The sequence below is a fragment of the Vibrio porteresiae DSM 19223 genome, from assembly GCF_024347055.1.
Classification (GTDB): domain Bacteria; phylum Pseudomonadota; class Gammaproteobacteria; order Enterobacterales; family Vibrionaceae; genus Vibrio; species Vibrio porteresiae.
In genome coordinates, this window is record NZ_AP024895.1 from 977202 (window position 1) to 992608 (window position 15407).

Genomic DNA, 15407 nt, shown 5'->3' on the forward strand with positions numbered 1-15407 from the left:
GGATGTTGTTTGTCTATGAGCCGCTTGTTTATTGCTGAAAAACCGAGTCTGGCGCGTGCGATTGCCGATGCGCTACCAAAACCACACAAAAAAGATCAGGGATTTATCCAATGTGGTAATGGTGACATTGTGACTTGGTGTATTGGTCACTTGTTAGAGCAGGTAGAACCGGATGCTTACGATGAGCGTTACAAGAAATGGAACATGGCAGATCTGCCTATCATTCCCGAACAATGGCAATTGCGGCCGAAGAAAAACGTCAGTAAGCAATTGACTGTCATTAAAAAATTAGTCAAACAAGCTACTCATATTGTCCATGCAGGTGACCCAGATAGGGAAGGGCAACTTCTGGTTGATGAGGTTTTGGATCACTGTAAGCTCAATGCTAGTCAAAAGAGTACCGTCGAGCGTTTACTGATCAGTGACTTGAACTTACCTGCGGTACAAAAAGCGTTAAAAAGTCTTCGTTCTAATCGAGATTTTATTCCACTCTCTGTTTCAGCGTTAGCGCGCTCGCGCGCCGATTGGCTGTATGGAATGAACATGTCTCGTGCCTATACTTTGCTTGGGCAGAAAGCGGGTTATCAAGGCGTACTATCGGTTGGGCGTGTTCAGACTCCAGTTCTGGGGCTGGTGGTTCGACGTGATGAAGAGATAGAACAATTTGTGCCCAAAGATTATTTCATTGTGGATGCGTTGATTCCCTACCAAGACAGTGTGGCAAGTTTTGATATTCGAGCACGCTGGAAACCAAGTGAAGCATGTCAGCCTTGGCAAGATGAAGAAGGGCGCGTGCTCAACCGTAAGCTGGCGGATAATGTTGCTCAGCGTATTAAAGGCCAGCCAGCGCGAGTGACAGAATCGGAACAAAAGCAGACTAAACAAGCCGCTCCTTTACCCTATTCACTCTCTGCCTTACAAATTGATGCAGCGAAACGTTTTAATTTAAGTGCGCAGCAAGTGTTAGATATCTGTCAGGCACTGTATGAAAAGCACAAGTTGATTACCTACCCGCGTTCAGATAGTCGCTATTTGCCTAAAGCGCACTTTAGCGAAGCACCGAAAGTAGTGGACGCGATTGCCAACAATGCCAAAGAGCTGGATGGTGCGGTACGCGGTGCTGATCTATCACTTAAATCGAAAGCGTGGAATGACAGCAAAGTCGATGCGCACCACGCCATCATTCCTACTCCGAAAAAAGCCAGTGTCAATGCGTTGTCGGGACAAGAAATGAAGGTGTATCAGCTGATTGCACGCCAATACTTGATGCAGTTTTATCCTGCGGCGATTTATGCAGAAGCTAAATTGGTGTTTGAGATTGCTGGCGGGGTATTTATTGCTAAAGGTCGTCAATTAACCTTTGCTGGTTGGAAAACCCTACTTGGTCAACAAGAAGAGGAAAACGAGGGCATTGATACTGTGCCACCGCTCAGTGAGGGAACGGTTTTGACCTGTCGTGAAGGGGAAGTCCAAGCGAAGAAGACCGAGCCGCCACGTCATTTTACCGAAGCGACTTTGCTACAAGCGATGACAGGCATTGCGCGTTTTGTGGAAGATAAAGAGTTAAAGAAAATTCTGCGCGATACCGATGGGTTAGGTACAGAGGCTACTCGCGCTGGCATCCTTGATACGCTGTTTAAACGCCAACTATTATCTAGACAAGGTAAAACGATTTTAAGTACTCCGGCTGGTCGCGGGCTTATACACGCCTTACCAAGTGAAGCCACATACCCAGATATGACAGCGCATTGGGAACACCAACTGCAGGCGATGGCAGAAAAAGGGCAGGCATATCAACCATTCATGACGTCGCTAGAGCAGCGTATGAATGAGTTAATGAGTCAAGTGAAGCAAGGGCCAGTTCCTGATTCGTTGCGTTCATTACCTAAAGTAGAGCGTCCAGCCTTTCGTCGTAAAGGGAAAACCTTTCGCAAAAGCACTGGACGTAGTAAAGGCACTACCAAATCGGCAAGCTAAAGAGCCATTATGAGGTGTGGTTGCCCAAATTGCCTAAGTCGTTTTGATATTCAGAAACTCAGAAACTCAGAAACTCAGAAACTCAGCAATTGAGCTATGAATGTATGAGCTACCCAACGGTGAATGGTTTACCAAACCAATCGGCTGCCGTCGTAGTTAAAAAACTGACCGCTTTTTTTGAGGTTGGTTTTGTCAATCACATCAAAGATGCCGTGAGCCGAGGTTAAGGGATCGATCTGCGCTTGCGCACCGCCCATGGTGGTTTTTACCCAACCAGGATGTATGGCGATAACGCTGATTCCCCACGGCTCGCAATCGATACTCAAACTTTTCACCACTGCATTCAGTGCTGCTTTTGAGGAGCGATATTCATAAGCGCCGCCAGTTTGATTGTCATTGATGCTGCCCATTTTCGACGAGAGGCAGGCAATTTTTTTCTCTTTGCCTTGTTTGAGAACCTGATAGAAACTTTCGACCCATTTTAATGGGGCGATGGTGTTGACTTCAAAGGTATAACGCCAGTCATCAACGTCGGTATGACCAAGCCCGTTTCCTTTTGCGCCATAGTATCCGGCATTGCTGATGAAGATATCGAGTGAGGAAAATTGACTCGCTAGCTTATTAACGGCTGGATAATCAGTAACATCCAATCCATGGCATTGTAAGCGATGATTATGACGCGCCAAATCGAGTAACTCTTTTGCGTGAGCACTATCGCGATAGGTGGCATGGACATCATAGCCATTAGCCAAATAGGTTTTGGTTAAGCCTAATCCAATGCCACGATTGGCGCCGGTAATCAGAACTTTGCTCATTTATCACCCTCCGACTCTGATACCCATCATCGTCGCTAAAGCTCATGACGCTGGTTGGTATGAGGTAATGTTATGCCGTGTCTATAGTGTGGTTGGTGTTGGCAATAGTTGCAATTTTCTCAAACCGTAGCACACTGTTCACTCATTTTTCTTTGTTACTTGATTTGGTATCCCTATGATTCCTCTGGTTTATCACCCGATTTACTCGCAACTCATTTTGCCAAAGGGGCATCGATATCCAATCAATAAATATCGTTTGTTATACGATGCGTTGCAGCAAAAAGCGCAGCAAGAGAGTTCATGGCAAACTGAGTTTGAGTATTTCACACCATCCCCTTTGACCATTGATGAGGTCAAAGAAATTCACCAAGCGGACTATGTCGATTTGCTGGTGCATGGAAGCCTACCTGCGGCAAAAATGCGTCGAATTGGTTTTCCATGGAGTGAACAATTAATTGAGCGAACCTTGCTTTCAGCGGGGGGGACAAGGCTTACCGTGGCAAAAGCGCTGGAGAGTGGAATCGCAGTGCATTTAAGTGGTGGCTATCATCATGCTCATTATGATTTTGGCAGCGGCTTTTGTCTCTTTAACGATTTAGTGTTAGCGGCTCATTGGGCAACTCAGCAAGAGAGTATCGATAAGGTGTTGATCATCGATAGTGATGTTCATCATGGTGATGGTACTGCAGCGCTCTGTGCCCAACGTGATGATATTATTACCCTCTCTTTCCATTGTGATAAGAATTTTCCAGCGCGTAAGCCTGATTCAACGATTGATATTGGATTGCCACGAGATGCAGACAGTGCAACGTTTTTAAGCCACTTTACTTCAGTTGTGAATATGGCCGTGAACCTCTATCGTCCGGATCTCATTATTTATGACGCGGGCGTTGATATTCACCAAGATGACGAGCTGGGTTATTTGAATGTCACGACCGACGCTATTTTTGAGCGCGACTGCTTTATGCTGTCGTTAGCGAAAGCGCAGAACATTCCGCTGGCTTGTGTGGTGGGAGGCGGTTATCGGCAGCAAAACGACATGCTTGTCCCCATCCATATGCAGCTGTTTCAAGCGGCTCATAAAGTGTTTGCCACTAAATAATCGGTGAAGCTGGTAATTGATCGGCTCCGAGCTGCTGTGTGTATTGTGGTGGCAGTTTGGTTAGCGCCACTTTAAGAGCTGAAAAACAGCGCGGATCCAGTGCAGTACCCACGCTTTCTTCCATGATCTGTAAGGTTTTTCCCACTGGAATGGCGGCGCGATAAGGTCTTTCGGCGGTAATGGCATCAAAGATATCTGCTGTCGTGATAATTCGGGTGAGAAGTGAAATTTCATCCCCTTTAAGTTTGAGTGGATAGCCAGTGCCATCCAGCTTTTCATGATGAGCGGCGGTCATGGCTGCAAACTTGGTGAGAGGTTTAATTTCTTTAAGAATCTCATGGGTAAAAGTGGCATGCATTTGCACTTGAGCCCACTCATCATCATCGAGCTTACCTGGTTTATCTAAGATGGTATTGCTCACGCCAAGCTTACCTACATCGTGTAGCAGTGCTGCGCGTCTGATCCATGTACATTCCTGTTTCGGCACGCCAAGTTCTTCGGCAATCAAAACACTGAATATCGCGACGCGCTCACTGTGACCAGAGGTGAAAGGGCTTTTGGAATCGATAATTTTGCCAAAGGCGGCCGCAATATTGTCAAAGTAATCGTCATCAACGGTTATGCTCGCTTGAGCAGGGGCAAGTGATAAAACATGCTGCGCCAAAGAATCAGAATTTAACACGCGAATAAATTCTCGGTCATAAGTAAGAGCAACGGCCACATCAACTAAATGCGGATCAAGCCAAGTACCTCGCCGTAGCAGTAGTTCATCGTGCGCAGCGATAATGCCTTGTTCAATTTGAAATACATCCAAGACTTGCGCTAATAAGGCGATGCGAGCAAAAAGAGGAATCGCTTCACCCGACAATTGGTCAGGTCGTCCAGAACCGTTCCAGTGCTCATCCAAGTGATAAATACCGGAAGCGACTTGGTCACTAAAGCCTAATTCCAACGCGACATCGGAGCCGCGAGAGCAGCGTGTGGCAATTAGCTCTTGGGCATATTCATTGCCATTTTTTAAAATATCGATCGCAGTCGAAATGCGATTACGCCAATTTTTACCTTTTCCCGCATGAGTTACCACAAAGTTCAACACGCTTGAGAGGCTTTGCCCAACGGTTTTGTACTCTTTCTTGAAATTTAAATCGTCGGTTGCGTAAAGTTCGCAGATTCTTGCCGCATTACTGCTACAACCTGCGTCCTTGAGCAACAAGGTGAAAAACAGATCGTAGAGCTCGCTCTCTGAGAGAGCGAGCTGTTTACCCAGATGCATGCCAATCCAGCAGCAGCGTAGTGAATGCTCTTTGGGTTGACCTTCGGTCATATCAAGGGCAGCGGTTAATGCACTGATCAGTTCGGACAGCGATAGCGTGTATTGTTCGTTAGTCGTGTTTGGCATAGGCATTGTTCAATTGCTTAAGTAAAAGTTTTACGTCAATAGCATAAAAGAGATCACCCAATGACCACTTTATTTCGCCCCTGCTGTTTGGCTTGATACAGCGCTTTATCTGCTGCGTTAATCAAGTTTTGTCCTGAGCAGAGTTCAGTGCAACACTGCGTAACGCCAAACGAGCTAGTAATTGCTGGTAACCGCTCAGTGGCTGATTGTGACTCTATGGTCTGACGCAGATGCTCCGCGAGTTTTGCTGCGGCCAATTTATCTTTCCCCGGAAGCAGTAACAAAAACTCCTCGCCTCCGTAACGAGCAAAAAGATCATCGTTACCCAATTGCTTCGAGACTAGCTCGGCTAAGCGTTGCAGCACCTCATCGCCGACTACATGTCCATATTGGTCGTTCACTTGTTTAAAGTGGTCAATATCAAACAAAACAACTGAGAAAATGCGTTGTTTCTGCTGGTAAAGCTCAATATAAAAAGGGATTCGCTCCTCGATGACACGCCGATTGTTGAGTCCGGTCAGTGCATCAATCTGAGCTAATCGCTGTAAATCTTCGTTCGCTTGATAAAGTTTCTCTGTTACTCGAGTAACAAAGCGCATTAGGCGTTTCAAGCGTTTTAAATGTCGCGATGGTTCCTGAGTATCCATCGGGAGCCTAGCGTGCAACTTCTCTTCATCGATAGGTTGTTCACTCAGCGCAATGTTGACCACAGAAGCGTTGAGAACCTTGGTGGGAGATGACATCGTATCGATTTCACCTAAGGTAAAAAAGCCTGCGACGGGGCGATCTTCCAAATAAGGAACTGAATCTGAAGAGGCATCTTCTTGCAGCAGATGCAACCGACTGCAGCAAGAATAGACCAGAATGGCTTCGGGTTGAAATTGAGCCAATTGCTGTTTGGCGAATACACGATGGCTGATAATGGTACTGACATCACCGTAACTAAATTGAATTTGATCGCCAACATCCAATTCAGCGAGAAACAGCAGTTCATTTCCTGCAACAGATTGTGGTACTCGCGCAATGTAATTGCCATCTTTGTGTAAGACGAATGGGAATTCGACGGCATTATCAAAAAAGTTTTCTCGTTCGATACCGGTGAAATAGTGGTAGATATTGAATGCTGGCTGATGATTAATCGTGGTTAAACGGTTGTCGTGCGCGCCAGTGACGGTCATCATCTCACCAAATGGCTGCCAGCCAAGATAGGGATAGGTTCCTACTCGCAACTCCTCGCCATAAAGTCCGACGGCGACCACACCTGTACTTTTTATCTCGCTATTGAAAAATAAATAAGAGGCCTGGTTATCCTCATAGCTTCCTGTGATTCCGCCAAAAATAGGAATCTGGGACAGCGACGAAGTCAATGTGTGCAAAACAACAGAAATTCTGACATTAAAGGCGGTTGCGAGCAGCAGTACACCTTTAAGCGGCATGTCATATTGTGATTGTTTTGCTAACAAGTTTTGGGCGAGTTCCTGTGCTACTTCTTGTTCGTTTTTCTCGAGATTCGATGAATATTGAATGTTGATTTGTGAGTGTTCGAAAAACAACAGTGATAAGACACACGACTGTTTAAGAAAACCGATATCGCAAACAATCCCCATCGCATTGCCACCCAGCAAAGTCAGATGGGGTAACTTGCTATGCAACATAGCGACAAAAGGGCTGAGCAATTCTGGGTACTGTTCGGTGGTGTAGCATTGTGCCAGAACTTTTTGTTGAGGTAACTCTGGATGCGTTTGTAAGAACACATCAAGTTGTTCGATTAGCTCAAGGTGACTCGCCGCATTGAATACGACATGTTGCATGACTGCTCCTAACTCAATCGGTCGGCCGTATGCCATTTATAGTTACTTAAGTATATGAGGCGTATGGTTAGTGCGCAGACTTTCTGCCTAACAACTGATAAAAAGTTGAGCTAGATTCGCATATCAGTGATTAGAAACCACAGTGGGTTAGGTCAAGGGATAGAAAAAAGCCACCGTAATACTGCAGTGGCTTCCATCTAATGACAAGGATTGTCTTCTCTATTGGGTTAGTCGCGTTTTAGTGCGTATTTACCAGAGCCCATCAACAACAGTGCAATAGCAGGGAAGAAGAAAACGGCAACGCTTTCTACGCTCCAAGCGCCGACTTTAGTTAGGGTGAAGAAGTCTCCCATGTGCATTAAGCCAACGACGACTAAGCTAGTACCGATAATAAAAACACTGGCGATACGAGTATACCAACCCACGATCCACATGATTGGCGCAACCACTTCGCCAAGATACACTGCGTAGGCGAACCAACCTGGTAAACCAAGATTGGTGAACATACCTTGGATGAAGCCTGTACCACTCTCTATCTTATGAATGCCGTGTAATAAGAACATAAAACCAAAGCTGAGACGCAGAATCAGTTTTGCCGCATCTGGGTGGTCTAGCATTTGATTGGCTTTTTCAATAAGTGCATTCATGTTGTTTCCTTAAATGGAATAAGAATTGTTTTCAATTCTATCGTAAAGTCGGGTACCAAAATTGTTTGAGAGATCGCATTCTTCATATTTAAACCGCCAATTGAACGTTGTTTAAGAATGCCATTTCATTTTTCAATAAGATTACGACAAAAATATTAACAAGGAATCCGCAGGGATTAACGATCATCATCAAATATTCTGAATAACCTAATTGATATATATCAAAGAAAAAATCAAAGTCTCATTTTTATTGTAAAAGTCCGTTGATATTGTGATCGAGAGTGTCATTTAAGCACAAAAAGAGGGTTTTGTCTTTATAAGGTAATGATTAATATTGTTGTTCTATATTCTTGTACAACGTATATGCTCGACTAATGATTGCAGGGAAGGTTTGTTTATTGGCTCAATAATCGCCATCGATATACCTATTTTTTCTGTTACATTCTTTAACGATCTAAATATTAAACCTGGTTGACTTAATGTACGACTCATTATATCTGGCAAAATTGATATTCCCATACCACTTCCCACTAATGCTAATACCGACATAATATTTGATTCTGGGTGAATAATATTAGGGCTATAGTCTGCAAGAGCACGAATTGCATTTGCACCGTCATCATTAGGTGAACGAGAGTAAGTAATGAAGGTCTCGTTTTGTAATTGCTCCATGCTAAGTTCATCATATTGGGCTAACGGGTGGCTCGCGGGTAATGCGACACAGGGAGGCCAACTGGCCAGATCATAGGTTTGAATATTGTCTGGCACGGTGAGCGAAAAGGTACTTAATAAGCCTAGGTCGATCTCTCCTTGATGGAGCTGTTGTAATTGAGTGAATGGATCCATTTCAATCAGTTTGAGCTCGATGTCGGGTTTAAGCTGGCGAAAAGACTGGATGTATAAACCAAGCAGTCCCGAATAGGTCACACTGCCTGAATAGGCGATGGTGAGACGGCCAATATCCCCAGCAAACGCCAGTTTGGCAATTTTTTCGGTTCGTTCTGCATAATAGAGCGCGCGTTGGGCTTCTTTTAAGATACGTTCGCCAGCTTCAGTGAGTGCGACACTGCGACTGGTGCGTTGAAACAAGGCTCCGCCAAGCTGCTCCTCTAATGTTTTGATTTGTATGCTTAACGCTGGCTGGGCTATGTGCAGTTTTTCTGCTGCGCGACCAAAATGCAGCTCTTGAGCGACGGTAACAAAATAGCGTAGATGACGTAGTTCCATTGTTTCGATTTTCTATATCAATAGTGCATTAATTATATATTGGTATAAATCGTTATCCCTGAATAAAATGTGATCAACCACAAAATTCTATCATTCGTGATCCACTGAGCTGCGAAGATAATCTGTTAGCAGCATCGTTATTAGGTGAAAGTTCCTTATGTCTGAAAATCGTACTTTGTCAGCGACGTCGAGCAATACTCGCTCGCGTACGCTGTTGACTTGGATTCTTGGCGCACTGTCGATATTTGCACCGTTTTCAACCGATATGTACTTGTCGGGTTTCCCGATGATGGCACAAGATTTCCACGCCGATATTGCTCAAGTTCAATTGAGTTTATCGACCTTTTTCATCGGTGTGGCTGTTGGTCAGCTGTTCTACGGCCCATTAATAGATCGATTTGGTCGTCGTATCCCACTACTGGTGGGGATTGCTCTGTTTGTCATCACATCATTGATGATTCTGTATGTGCCAACCATTGAAGGATTTATCGGACTGCGTTTCTTACAAGCGGTGGGTGGCTGTTCAGGTATGATCATTAGCCGTGCCATTATTCAAGACTTATTTGATGAGCAAGAAGGGGCAAAAGCGCTCTCGCTGATGATGGTGGTGCAAACGGTAGGGCCGATTACCGCGCCAGTGATTGGCGCATATTTGTTGGTTTTTGATGGTTGGAAAGCCGTTTTTGCCTTCCTAGTCGCGTTTGGCTTAGTGTGTTGGTTAGTTACCTACAAGTGCATTCCCGAGTCATTACCGGTTGAGCAACGCCAGAAACAGGATATTGGCCAAACCATAGGTGTGTTTGGTCGCTTCTTACGAGATAAGCGCTTTATGGTTCCAACACTCGCCGGGTCATTTTCTAATGCGGTGATGTTCTGTTTTATTACCGGTTCTCCTTTTGTATTGATGCAACTGTTTGGCATGGAGCGTGAAACTTATGGCTGGATGTTCAGTGCGACTGCTGCGGGGATGGTGGTGACCAGCCAAGCCAATAGCATGTTATTGAAACGCCATACTCCGCAGCGGCTATTTACCGCTTCGATCATCATCTCGTTATTGGCTGCGGTCATGCTGCTATTGGTGCGAAATACGGACAGTTTGTGGCTCTTCATGGTGCCGCTGTTTGTCTGTGTTTCTATGGTGCCAATGGTCTGTGCTAATTCAATCGCTATCGCGATGGCCGCTAGCGGTAAAGATGCGGGGTCTGCTTCATCACTGATTGGCGTAACGCAATTTGCTTTTGCTGGAGCAATCAGTGCCATTGTAGGGGCATTGCATAATGGTACTTCATTACCCATGTGTGGCATGATTTTGGTGTGTACTGTGCTGGCGTTTGTCATTAATGCGCTGAGTCCGAAACACACTGCCTGAGTTTGGAGAGATATCATCACTATGGCGTGAAAAGGCTGCTGAAAAGCAGCCTTATCTATTGGTGTTGAGCGCTATTCAAACTTAAACCAATCAAAGCCCGGATAACCGCTGGTGGCGGTGATCGTTATCGTATGATCACCTGAGCTGAGGTAGAGCGAAGTGGTGGCTGTTTCCCAAAAATAGACACCGCCGGTATTGGGCAGAAACAGATTTTGCGCCGTATTATCGTCCACTTGAATACTCAATTGTGAGTTTGAGCCTGTAGCGTAACTCATGTTCAAATTATAGGTTTTATCACTGCTGGAGTTGACTTGGAAGGTCAGCTTTTGTTCGCTATCGTCTTGGTCAGAGAAGAGTTGGACGACCGGATCGCCAGCGCTATCCGTGGTTGCACGGTGATGCATTCCAGACAGGGTATAAGCATGTTCGGCTTGTAATGTGGCGGGTAAGCTAGCGTAGTAATCCGTCCCTGGAATTCCTTGATAGAGAGAACCTAACGCGGTCCATTGACCTGCGGTGGTCGCCAAAATATCAATATAGGGCGAAGTCGCTGCCCCTCCACTGGTGCGGCCAATAAACCAAGCGTAACGGAACACAAAGGATTGTTGCTCCATCCAGCGAACGGTTTGCGCCAAATAATCCATCTGATTTTCGAGACTTATCGTATCGTTACTGTAATTCCACTCGGTGACCCAAATCGGCTTGTTATAGCGACTGTAAAACTCATTCACGTACCATTCGAACGAGGCTAATGACCCCATGTAACTGTGAATCGCAATGTAATCGACTCGGCAATCGCTACAGGCGGCAAAAAACGCATCTAAATAGGCAAACGGGCTACCATCATCGTCGGTATCGGGAATGTCTACTTCACCTGCGCTGTAATTCATGGCTGGGCCAACAATTTTGAGATCATAATCATCGGCAATCGCTTCCAAGGTTGGCCATGCATCCGCCGCTTGTTGCGGAGTGAGATTGGCCTGATCGGTAAAATTAGGCTCATTAAACGCGAGTAGATATTTCACTTCGGGATGAGCACTTAGATAGGTGCGCATCGCCGTTTCATCAAAAGTGGCATTTAACGCCATGGGCACGTATTCCACGCCATATTGTGTGGCATTGTCGCCGGCACTCTCTTCTGGCACCTCTGCCCAGTTGTACCACCAAGCAATATGTTCGTTCATTGCTGTCAAATCTGCAGGTTGCAAACCTGAGTAGGCGAGGCCACGTTTGCTGCTGACAACATCGGCGAAAGCAGTGCTGGTGACGAGAGAAATTAGGGTCGTGATAAACAATGAATGTAAAGCGCGAAGGGCCATTAAGTTACCTGTCAATGATTGAAAAATAGTATTGAGAAAATAGCCAGTTAACTTTGACATAGCGGGTATTTAACGCATGAAGGACGGATAAATTTTTGGTTAGAGATCGCTAAATTAGTTTGGTTCTGGAAGCAAGTTATCTTTTTCCGTAAGGCATGGTTTGAGGTTGTGATCTGCGGCAGGCTTCTTAGTGGTCGAATGTGAAGCAAGTAGCATTTATCGACGGTAGTGATTGAGTGCTGGAACCGGTTGCTTTATCACTAGTAACACAATCTGATCCGGGCATGTTACTGATCAAGCAGGCAGGACCCAAAATCACAGCTTATTTTCGATAGGCTGGGATTTTGGGTCTTTTTTGTTTCTGATAACGCAAAAGGTCGTCCTATGAATTACAAAAATACTGCAGAGAAAATACTGCAATGCGTAGGTGGAAAGAACAACATCGCACATCTCACTCACTGTTCAACACGCGTGAGGTTAACCTTGATGGACGATGATGTGGTGGATTATGAAGCGCTGCAACATGTCGATGGCGTTATAGGGGTTCGTCGCAATGTGCAGTGTCAGATTATTATTGGCAACGAAGTCATTGAGGTATTTGATGCCCTAAAAGCGTTGGTCGGTGAACGAGAGGACGCGCCAGCCAGTGCGAAAGCCCCTAAACATTGGGGAGCATTTATTCTTGATTTCGTGATCAGTATTTTTCAGCCTTTGGTGCCCGCTATTGCTGGTGGTGGGGTTTTAAAATCTTTGTTGTTACTGTGCGCTGTCCTTGGCGTAATGGATAAACAGTCGCAGACGTATCAACTGCTGGATCTCATCGGTAGTGCTCCGCTCTATTTTTTGCCGATTCTTGTCGCGATCACGACGGCGATGAAACTCAATGCCAACGTGCTGGTTGCAGCTTCCTGTGTCGGGGCCTTGTTATTACCCAACATGGCTAAGTTGTTGGCGCAAGGGGTATCACTGGCTGATTTTCCCGTCCAGAACATCGCTTATGCCTCTCAAGTTTTTCCGGCCATTTTGTGTGTCCTGTTTTATGCTTTGATGGAAAAATGGATCACAAAATATTCCCCTAAAGCGATTCGCATTTTCTTTGTCCCTATGGTGGCGATGGCCATCACTGTGCCAGTCACCTTGCTACTACTTGGGCCGTTGGGGTTCCATGCTGGTCAGTTGATGGCGACGGTGATCTTGTATCTATTTGCTCATCTAGGTTTTGTGGCAACTGCCCTGTTGGCAGCGATTTTGCCATTTATGATTGCCACAGGTATGCATAAAGCGTTGATTCCTTATGCAGTGGCAAGCATGACTCAAATCGGCAAAGAGCTGCTTTATCTGCCCGCTTCTCTGGCGCATAACATCGCTCAGTCTGGAGCCAGTTTTGCCGTGGCACTAAAAACGAAAGACAGTGGCCTGCGTTCGACCGCCATCTCTGCGGGTATTTCGGCATTCTTTGGCATCACTGAACCGGCGATTTACGGCGTCACGTTAGTTCGCAAGCGGGTGCTGTATAGCGTGATGATTGGAGGCGCTGTCGGCGGTACTTTTATCGGGTTATGCGCGATTGAAGCGTTCGCTTTAGTGGGGCCTGGCATCGCCAGTATCACCATGTTCACTTCCCCTGAAAATTCAATGAATTTGATTTATGCCTTGATCGCCATTCCTGTGTCATTTTTTACCGCTTTTGTTTCGGTATTGCTGATCTGGCATGAAGAAGCGACTGATAGCGAAGTGAAAGATCATCAACAACAAGCCGATCTAGCAAAAGAACAGACAGTTCAACCTATCGCATCGTCAGCCAATAAAGCTTACCCATTCGAGTCGCCTGTTGTAGGGCAGGTGATTGCCCTTGAGGACGTCAATGACACTGTCTTTGCCAGTAAATTGGTGGGGGATGGCATTGCTGTGATTCCCAGCGAAGGGATCCTTTACGCGCCGATAGGTGGAGAGATCATTAGCGTTTATGAAACCGGCCATGCGATCAGCATGATGGCAGATAATGGCGCCGAGTTACTTTTTCATATTGGAATAGACACCGTACAGCTAGAAGGGGATTACTTTACGGCTCTGGTCAAAGCCGGAGATCGAGTCGAGGCGGGTGATGAGCTGATTCAGTTTGATTTAGACAACATTGTTGCCGCTGGATACGACCCAACTGTCATGGCGGTGATCGCCAATTATGAAGATTTTCAGATTGAACCTATCGCGGAGCAAGAGGCTAAGGTTCAACGTCATCAAACCATTTTTATGTTAGAGGAGCTTGCTTAACATGACGAATACACGTTTTCCAGATGGATTTCTTTGGGGGGGCGCTATTGCAGCAAACCAAGCAGAAGGTGCATGGAATGTGGGAGGTAAAGGACTATCGGTTGCCGACGTTGCCACGTTTAAAGCCAATGTGGATGTGAAAAATTACGCTGCTCACAACGCGATCAGTCGTCAAGTGGTGGAGGAGGCTGCTTTAGATCCTACTGATGGAATCTATCCTAAACGTCGTGGTATCGATTTTTATCATCGTTATCCAGAAGACATCGCCCTATTTGCTGAAATGGGGTTTAAAGCACTGCGTATCTCGATTGCTTGGTCACGAATTTTCCCCAATGGTGAAGAGCAAGAACCGAATATGGAAGGGGTTGAGTTCTATATTGGCTTATTACAAGAGATGCGTAAGCACAATATCGAACCGATTGTGACCCTGTCTCACTATGAGATGCCGCTGGCTTTGAGCTTAAAATACAACGGCTGGGTGGCTCGCCCTGTGGTCGATTGTTTTGTGCGTTTCTGTAATGTTTGTTTTGATTACTTTAAACCCTACGTGACCTATTGGCTGACCTTCAATGAGGTGGACAGTATCTGCCGTCATCCATTTACGACCGCAGGTATTTTGCCAGATTGTCTAACTCCCGGAAAAGAGCAACAAGAGATCTATCAAGGGCTGCATCATCAGCTGGTAGCTTCAGCTATGGTGACTCGTGATTGTCACGCTAAAGTACCTGGGAGCAAAGTGGGTTGTATGTTGACTAAGTTAACGACCTATCCGCATACCTGCCATCCTAAAGATGTAGAGCTCACCTTAATTAAGAACCTCGACAACTATTTCTATGCTGATGTTCAAGTCTTTGGCGAGTATCCTCGTTTAACACTGGCGCGTTGGCAACGTGAAGGGATCGAAGTGCAGATGACGCCAGAAGATCTTGAAGTTTTGAAACAGCACACCGTTGATTACGTTTCCTTTAGTTACTATATGTCGATGACCGAGTCGGCCAGCAACGATGTGGAGCGCACACCGGGAAATACCATTGTCGGGGTAAAAAACCCTTATTTGGAATCAACCGATTGGGGATGGCAGATTGACCCTGTGGGTTTGAAAATTTCCTTGATCGAGCTTTATGACCGTTATCGTAAGCCTTTGATGGTAGTCGAAAACGGGATGGGAGCAAAAGATACCGTAGTTGATGGTGAAATTCATGACCCTTATCGTATCGCCTATTTTAAAGCTCACTTTGAGCAGATGCGTGAAGCGATCAATATGGGAGTGGAATGTCTCGGTTATACCAGTTGGGGGCCAATTGATATTGTCAGCGCTTCCACTTCACAAATGTCGAAACGTTATGGCTTTATCTATGTGGATCAAGACGACCTAGGTAATGGTACTTTAGATCGTTTACGCAAAGATTCTTTCTATTGGTATCAGGACGTGATTCGCACCAATGGTGAAAGCCTATAACGACTAACGTG

11 protein-coding genes are annotated in these 15407 nt (G+C 45.7%); 5 read left to right on the plus strand and 6 right to left on the minus strand.

Annotated features, from left to right (window positions below; translation table 11 throughout):
• Nucleotides 1-15 precede the first annotated feature (15 nt).
• A complete protein-coding gene (locus tag OCV11_RS04670; protein WP_261895293.1) occupies nucleotides 16-1977 on the plus strand; it encodes a DNA topoisomerase III in 1962 nt (653 codons plus the stop codon).
• A gap of 128 nt (nucleotides 1978-2105) precedes the next feature.
• On the opposite strand, the gene OCV11_RS04675 is transcribed toward OCV11_RS04670, so the two are convergent.
• A complete protein-coding gene (locus tag OCV11_RS04675; protein ID WP_261895294.1) occupies nucleotides 2106-2792 on the minus strand; it encodes an SDR family oxidoreductase in 687 nt (228 codons plus the stop codon).
• Between the two features lie 175 nt (nucleotides 2793-2967).
• Between OCV11_RS04675 and OCV11_RS04680 the strand changes: the two genes are divergently transcribed.
• Entirely contained in the window at nucleotides 2968-3894 is a 927-nt protein-coding gene (locus tag OCV11_RS04680) for a histone deacetylase family protein (RefSeq protein ID WP_261895295.1), read from the plus strand.
• Here the strand turns inward: OCV11_RS04680 and OCV11_RS04685 are convergent.
• The 4 genes from OCV11_RS04685 to OCV11_RS04700 all read right to left on the minus strand — a co-directional run bounded on the left by OCV11_RS04685 (nucleotide 3887) and on the right by OCV11_RS04700 (nucleotide 8978).
• On the minus strand, nucleotides 3887-5293 hold the full coding sequence (locus OCV11_RS04685; RefSeq protein ID WP_261895297.1) for an HD-GYP domain-containing protein: 1407 nt from the start codon (nucleotides 5291-5293) through the stop codon (nucleotides 3887-3889). The two genes, OCV11_RS04680 and OCV11_RS04685, sit on opposite strands and share 8 nt — an antisense overlap.
• A gap of 53 nt (nucleotides 5294-5346) precedes the next feature.
• Nucleotides 5347-7104 (minus strand): sensor domain-containing diguanylate cyclase, encoded by a 1758-nt coding sequence (locus OCV11_RS04690; RefSeq protein ID WP_261895298.1) that lies wholly within the window; start codon nucleotides 7102-7104, stop codon nucleotides 5347-5349.
• Between the two features lie 227 nt (nucleotides 7105-7331).
• The gene (locus OCV11_RS04695; protein ID WP_261895300.1) at nucleotides 7332-7751 is read right to left on the minus strand and encodes a DoxX family protein; all 420 of its coding nucleotides are present in this window, start codon (nucleotides 7749-7751) and stop codon (nucleotides 7332-7334) included.
• Nucleotides 7752-8093: 342 nt separating this feature from the next.
• A complete protein-coding gene (locus OCV11_RS04700) occupies nucleotides 8094-8978 on the minus strand; it encodes a LysR substrate-binding domain-containing protein (protein WP_261895302.1) in 885 nt (294 codons plus the stop codon).
• Between the two features lie 157 nt (nucleotides 8979-9135).
• Here OCV11_RS04700 and OCV11_RS04705 point away from each other — a divergent pair, with 157 nt between their 5' ends.
• Nucleotides 9136-10347 carry a multidrug effflux MFS transporter gene (locus OCV11_RS04705; protein WP_261895303.1) on the plus strand — a complete coding sequence of 404 codons (1212 nt, stop codon included), beginning with the start codon at nucleotides 9136-9138 and terminating at the stop codon, nucleotides 10345-10347.
• A 71-nt stretch (nucleotides 10348-10418) separates the two neighbouring features.
• Here the strand turns inward: OCV11_RS04705 and OCV11_RS04710 are convergent, their stop codons facing one another.
• Nucleotides 10419-11726 carry a glycosyl hydrolase gene (locus OCV11_RS04710; RefSeq protein WP_261895305.1) on the minus strand — a complete coding sequence of 436 codons (1308 nt, stop codon included), beginning with the start codon at nucleotides 11724-11726 and terminating at the stop codon, nucleotides 10419-10421.
• Nucleotides 11727-12050: 324 nt separating this feature from the next.
• Here OCV11_RS04710 and OCV11_RS04715 point away from each other — a divergent pair, with 324 nt between their 5' ends.
• Together OCV11_RS04715 and OCV11_RS04720 are read left to right on the plus strand one after the other, a co-directional pair.
• Complete coding sequence (locus OCV11_RS04715) at nucleotides 12051-13937, plus strand: beta-glucoside-specific PTS transporter subunit IIABC (protein ID WP_261895306.1); 1887 nt, start codon at nucleotides 12051-12053, stop codon at nucleotides 13935-13937.
• Between the two features lies 1 nt (nucleotide 13938).
• Complete coding sequence (locus tag OCV11_RS04720) at nucleotides 13939-15396, plus strand: glycoside hydrolase family 1 protein (RefSeq protein ID WP_261895308.1); 1458 nt, start codon at nucleotides 13939-13941, stop codon at nucleotides 15394-15396.
• Nucleotides 15397-15407: the final 11 nt, after the last annotated feature.

What these genes read in the sequence shown, in the direction of transcription:
- OCV11_RS04720 (WP_261895308.1), top strand. Translation starts at nt 13,939, where the DNA reads ATGACGAATACACGTTTTCCAGATGGATTTCTTTGGGGGGGCGCTATT.
- OCV11_RS04685 (WP_261895297.1), bottom strand. Translation starts at nt 5,293, where the DNA reads ATGCCAAACACGACTAACGAACAATACACGCTATCGCTGTCCGAACTG.
- OCV11_RS04695 (WP_261895300.1), bottom strand. Translation starts at nt 7,751, where the DNA reads ATGAATGCACTTATTGAAAAAGCCAATCAAATGCTAGACCACCCAGAT.
- OCV11_RS04700 (WP_261895302.1), bottom strand. Translation starts at nt 8,978, where the DNA reads ATGGAACTACGTCATCTACGCTATTTTGTTACCGTCGCTCAAGAGCTG.
- OCV11_RS04690 (WP_261895298.1), bottom strand. Translation starts at nt 7,104, where the DNA reads ATGCAACATGTCGTATTCAATGCGGCGAGTCACCTTGAGCTAATCGAA.
- OCV11_RS04710 (WP_261895305.1), bottom strand. Translation starts at nt 11,726, where the DNA reads ATGTCAAAGTTAACTGGCTATTTTCTCAATACTATTTTTCAATCATTG.
- OCV11_RS04670 (WP_261895293.1), top strand. Translation starts at nt 16, where the DNA reads ATGAGCCGCTTGTTTATTGCTGAAAAACCGAGTCTGGCGCGTGCGATT.
- OCV11_RS04680 (WP_261895295.1), top strand. Translation starts at nt 2,968, where the DNA reads ATGATTCCTCTGGTTTATCACCCGATTTACTCGCAACTCATTTTGCCA.
- OCV11_RS04715 (WP_261895306.1), top strand. Translation starts at nt 12,051, where the DNA reads ATGAATTACAAAAATACTGCAGAGAAAATACTGCAATGCGTAGGTGGA.
- OCV11_RS04675 (WP_261895294.1), bottom strand. Translation starts at nt 2,792, where the DNA reads ATGAGCAAAGTTCTGATTACCGGCGCCAATCGTGGCATTGGATTAGGC.
- OCV11_RS04705 (WP_261895303.1), top strand. Translation starts at nt 9,136, where the DNA reads ATGTCTGAAAATCGTACTTTGTCAGCGACGTCGAGCAATACTCGCTCG.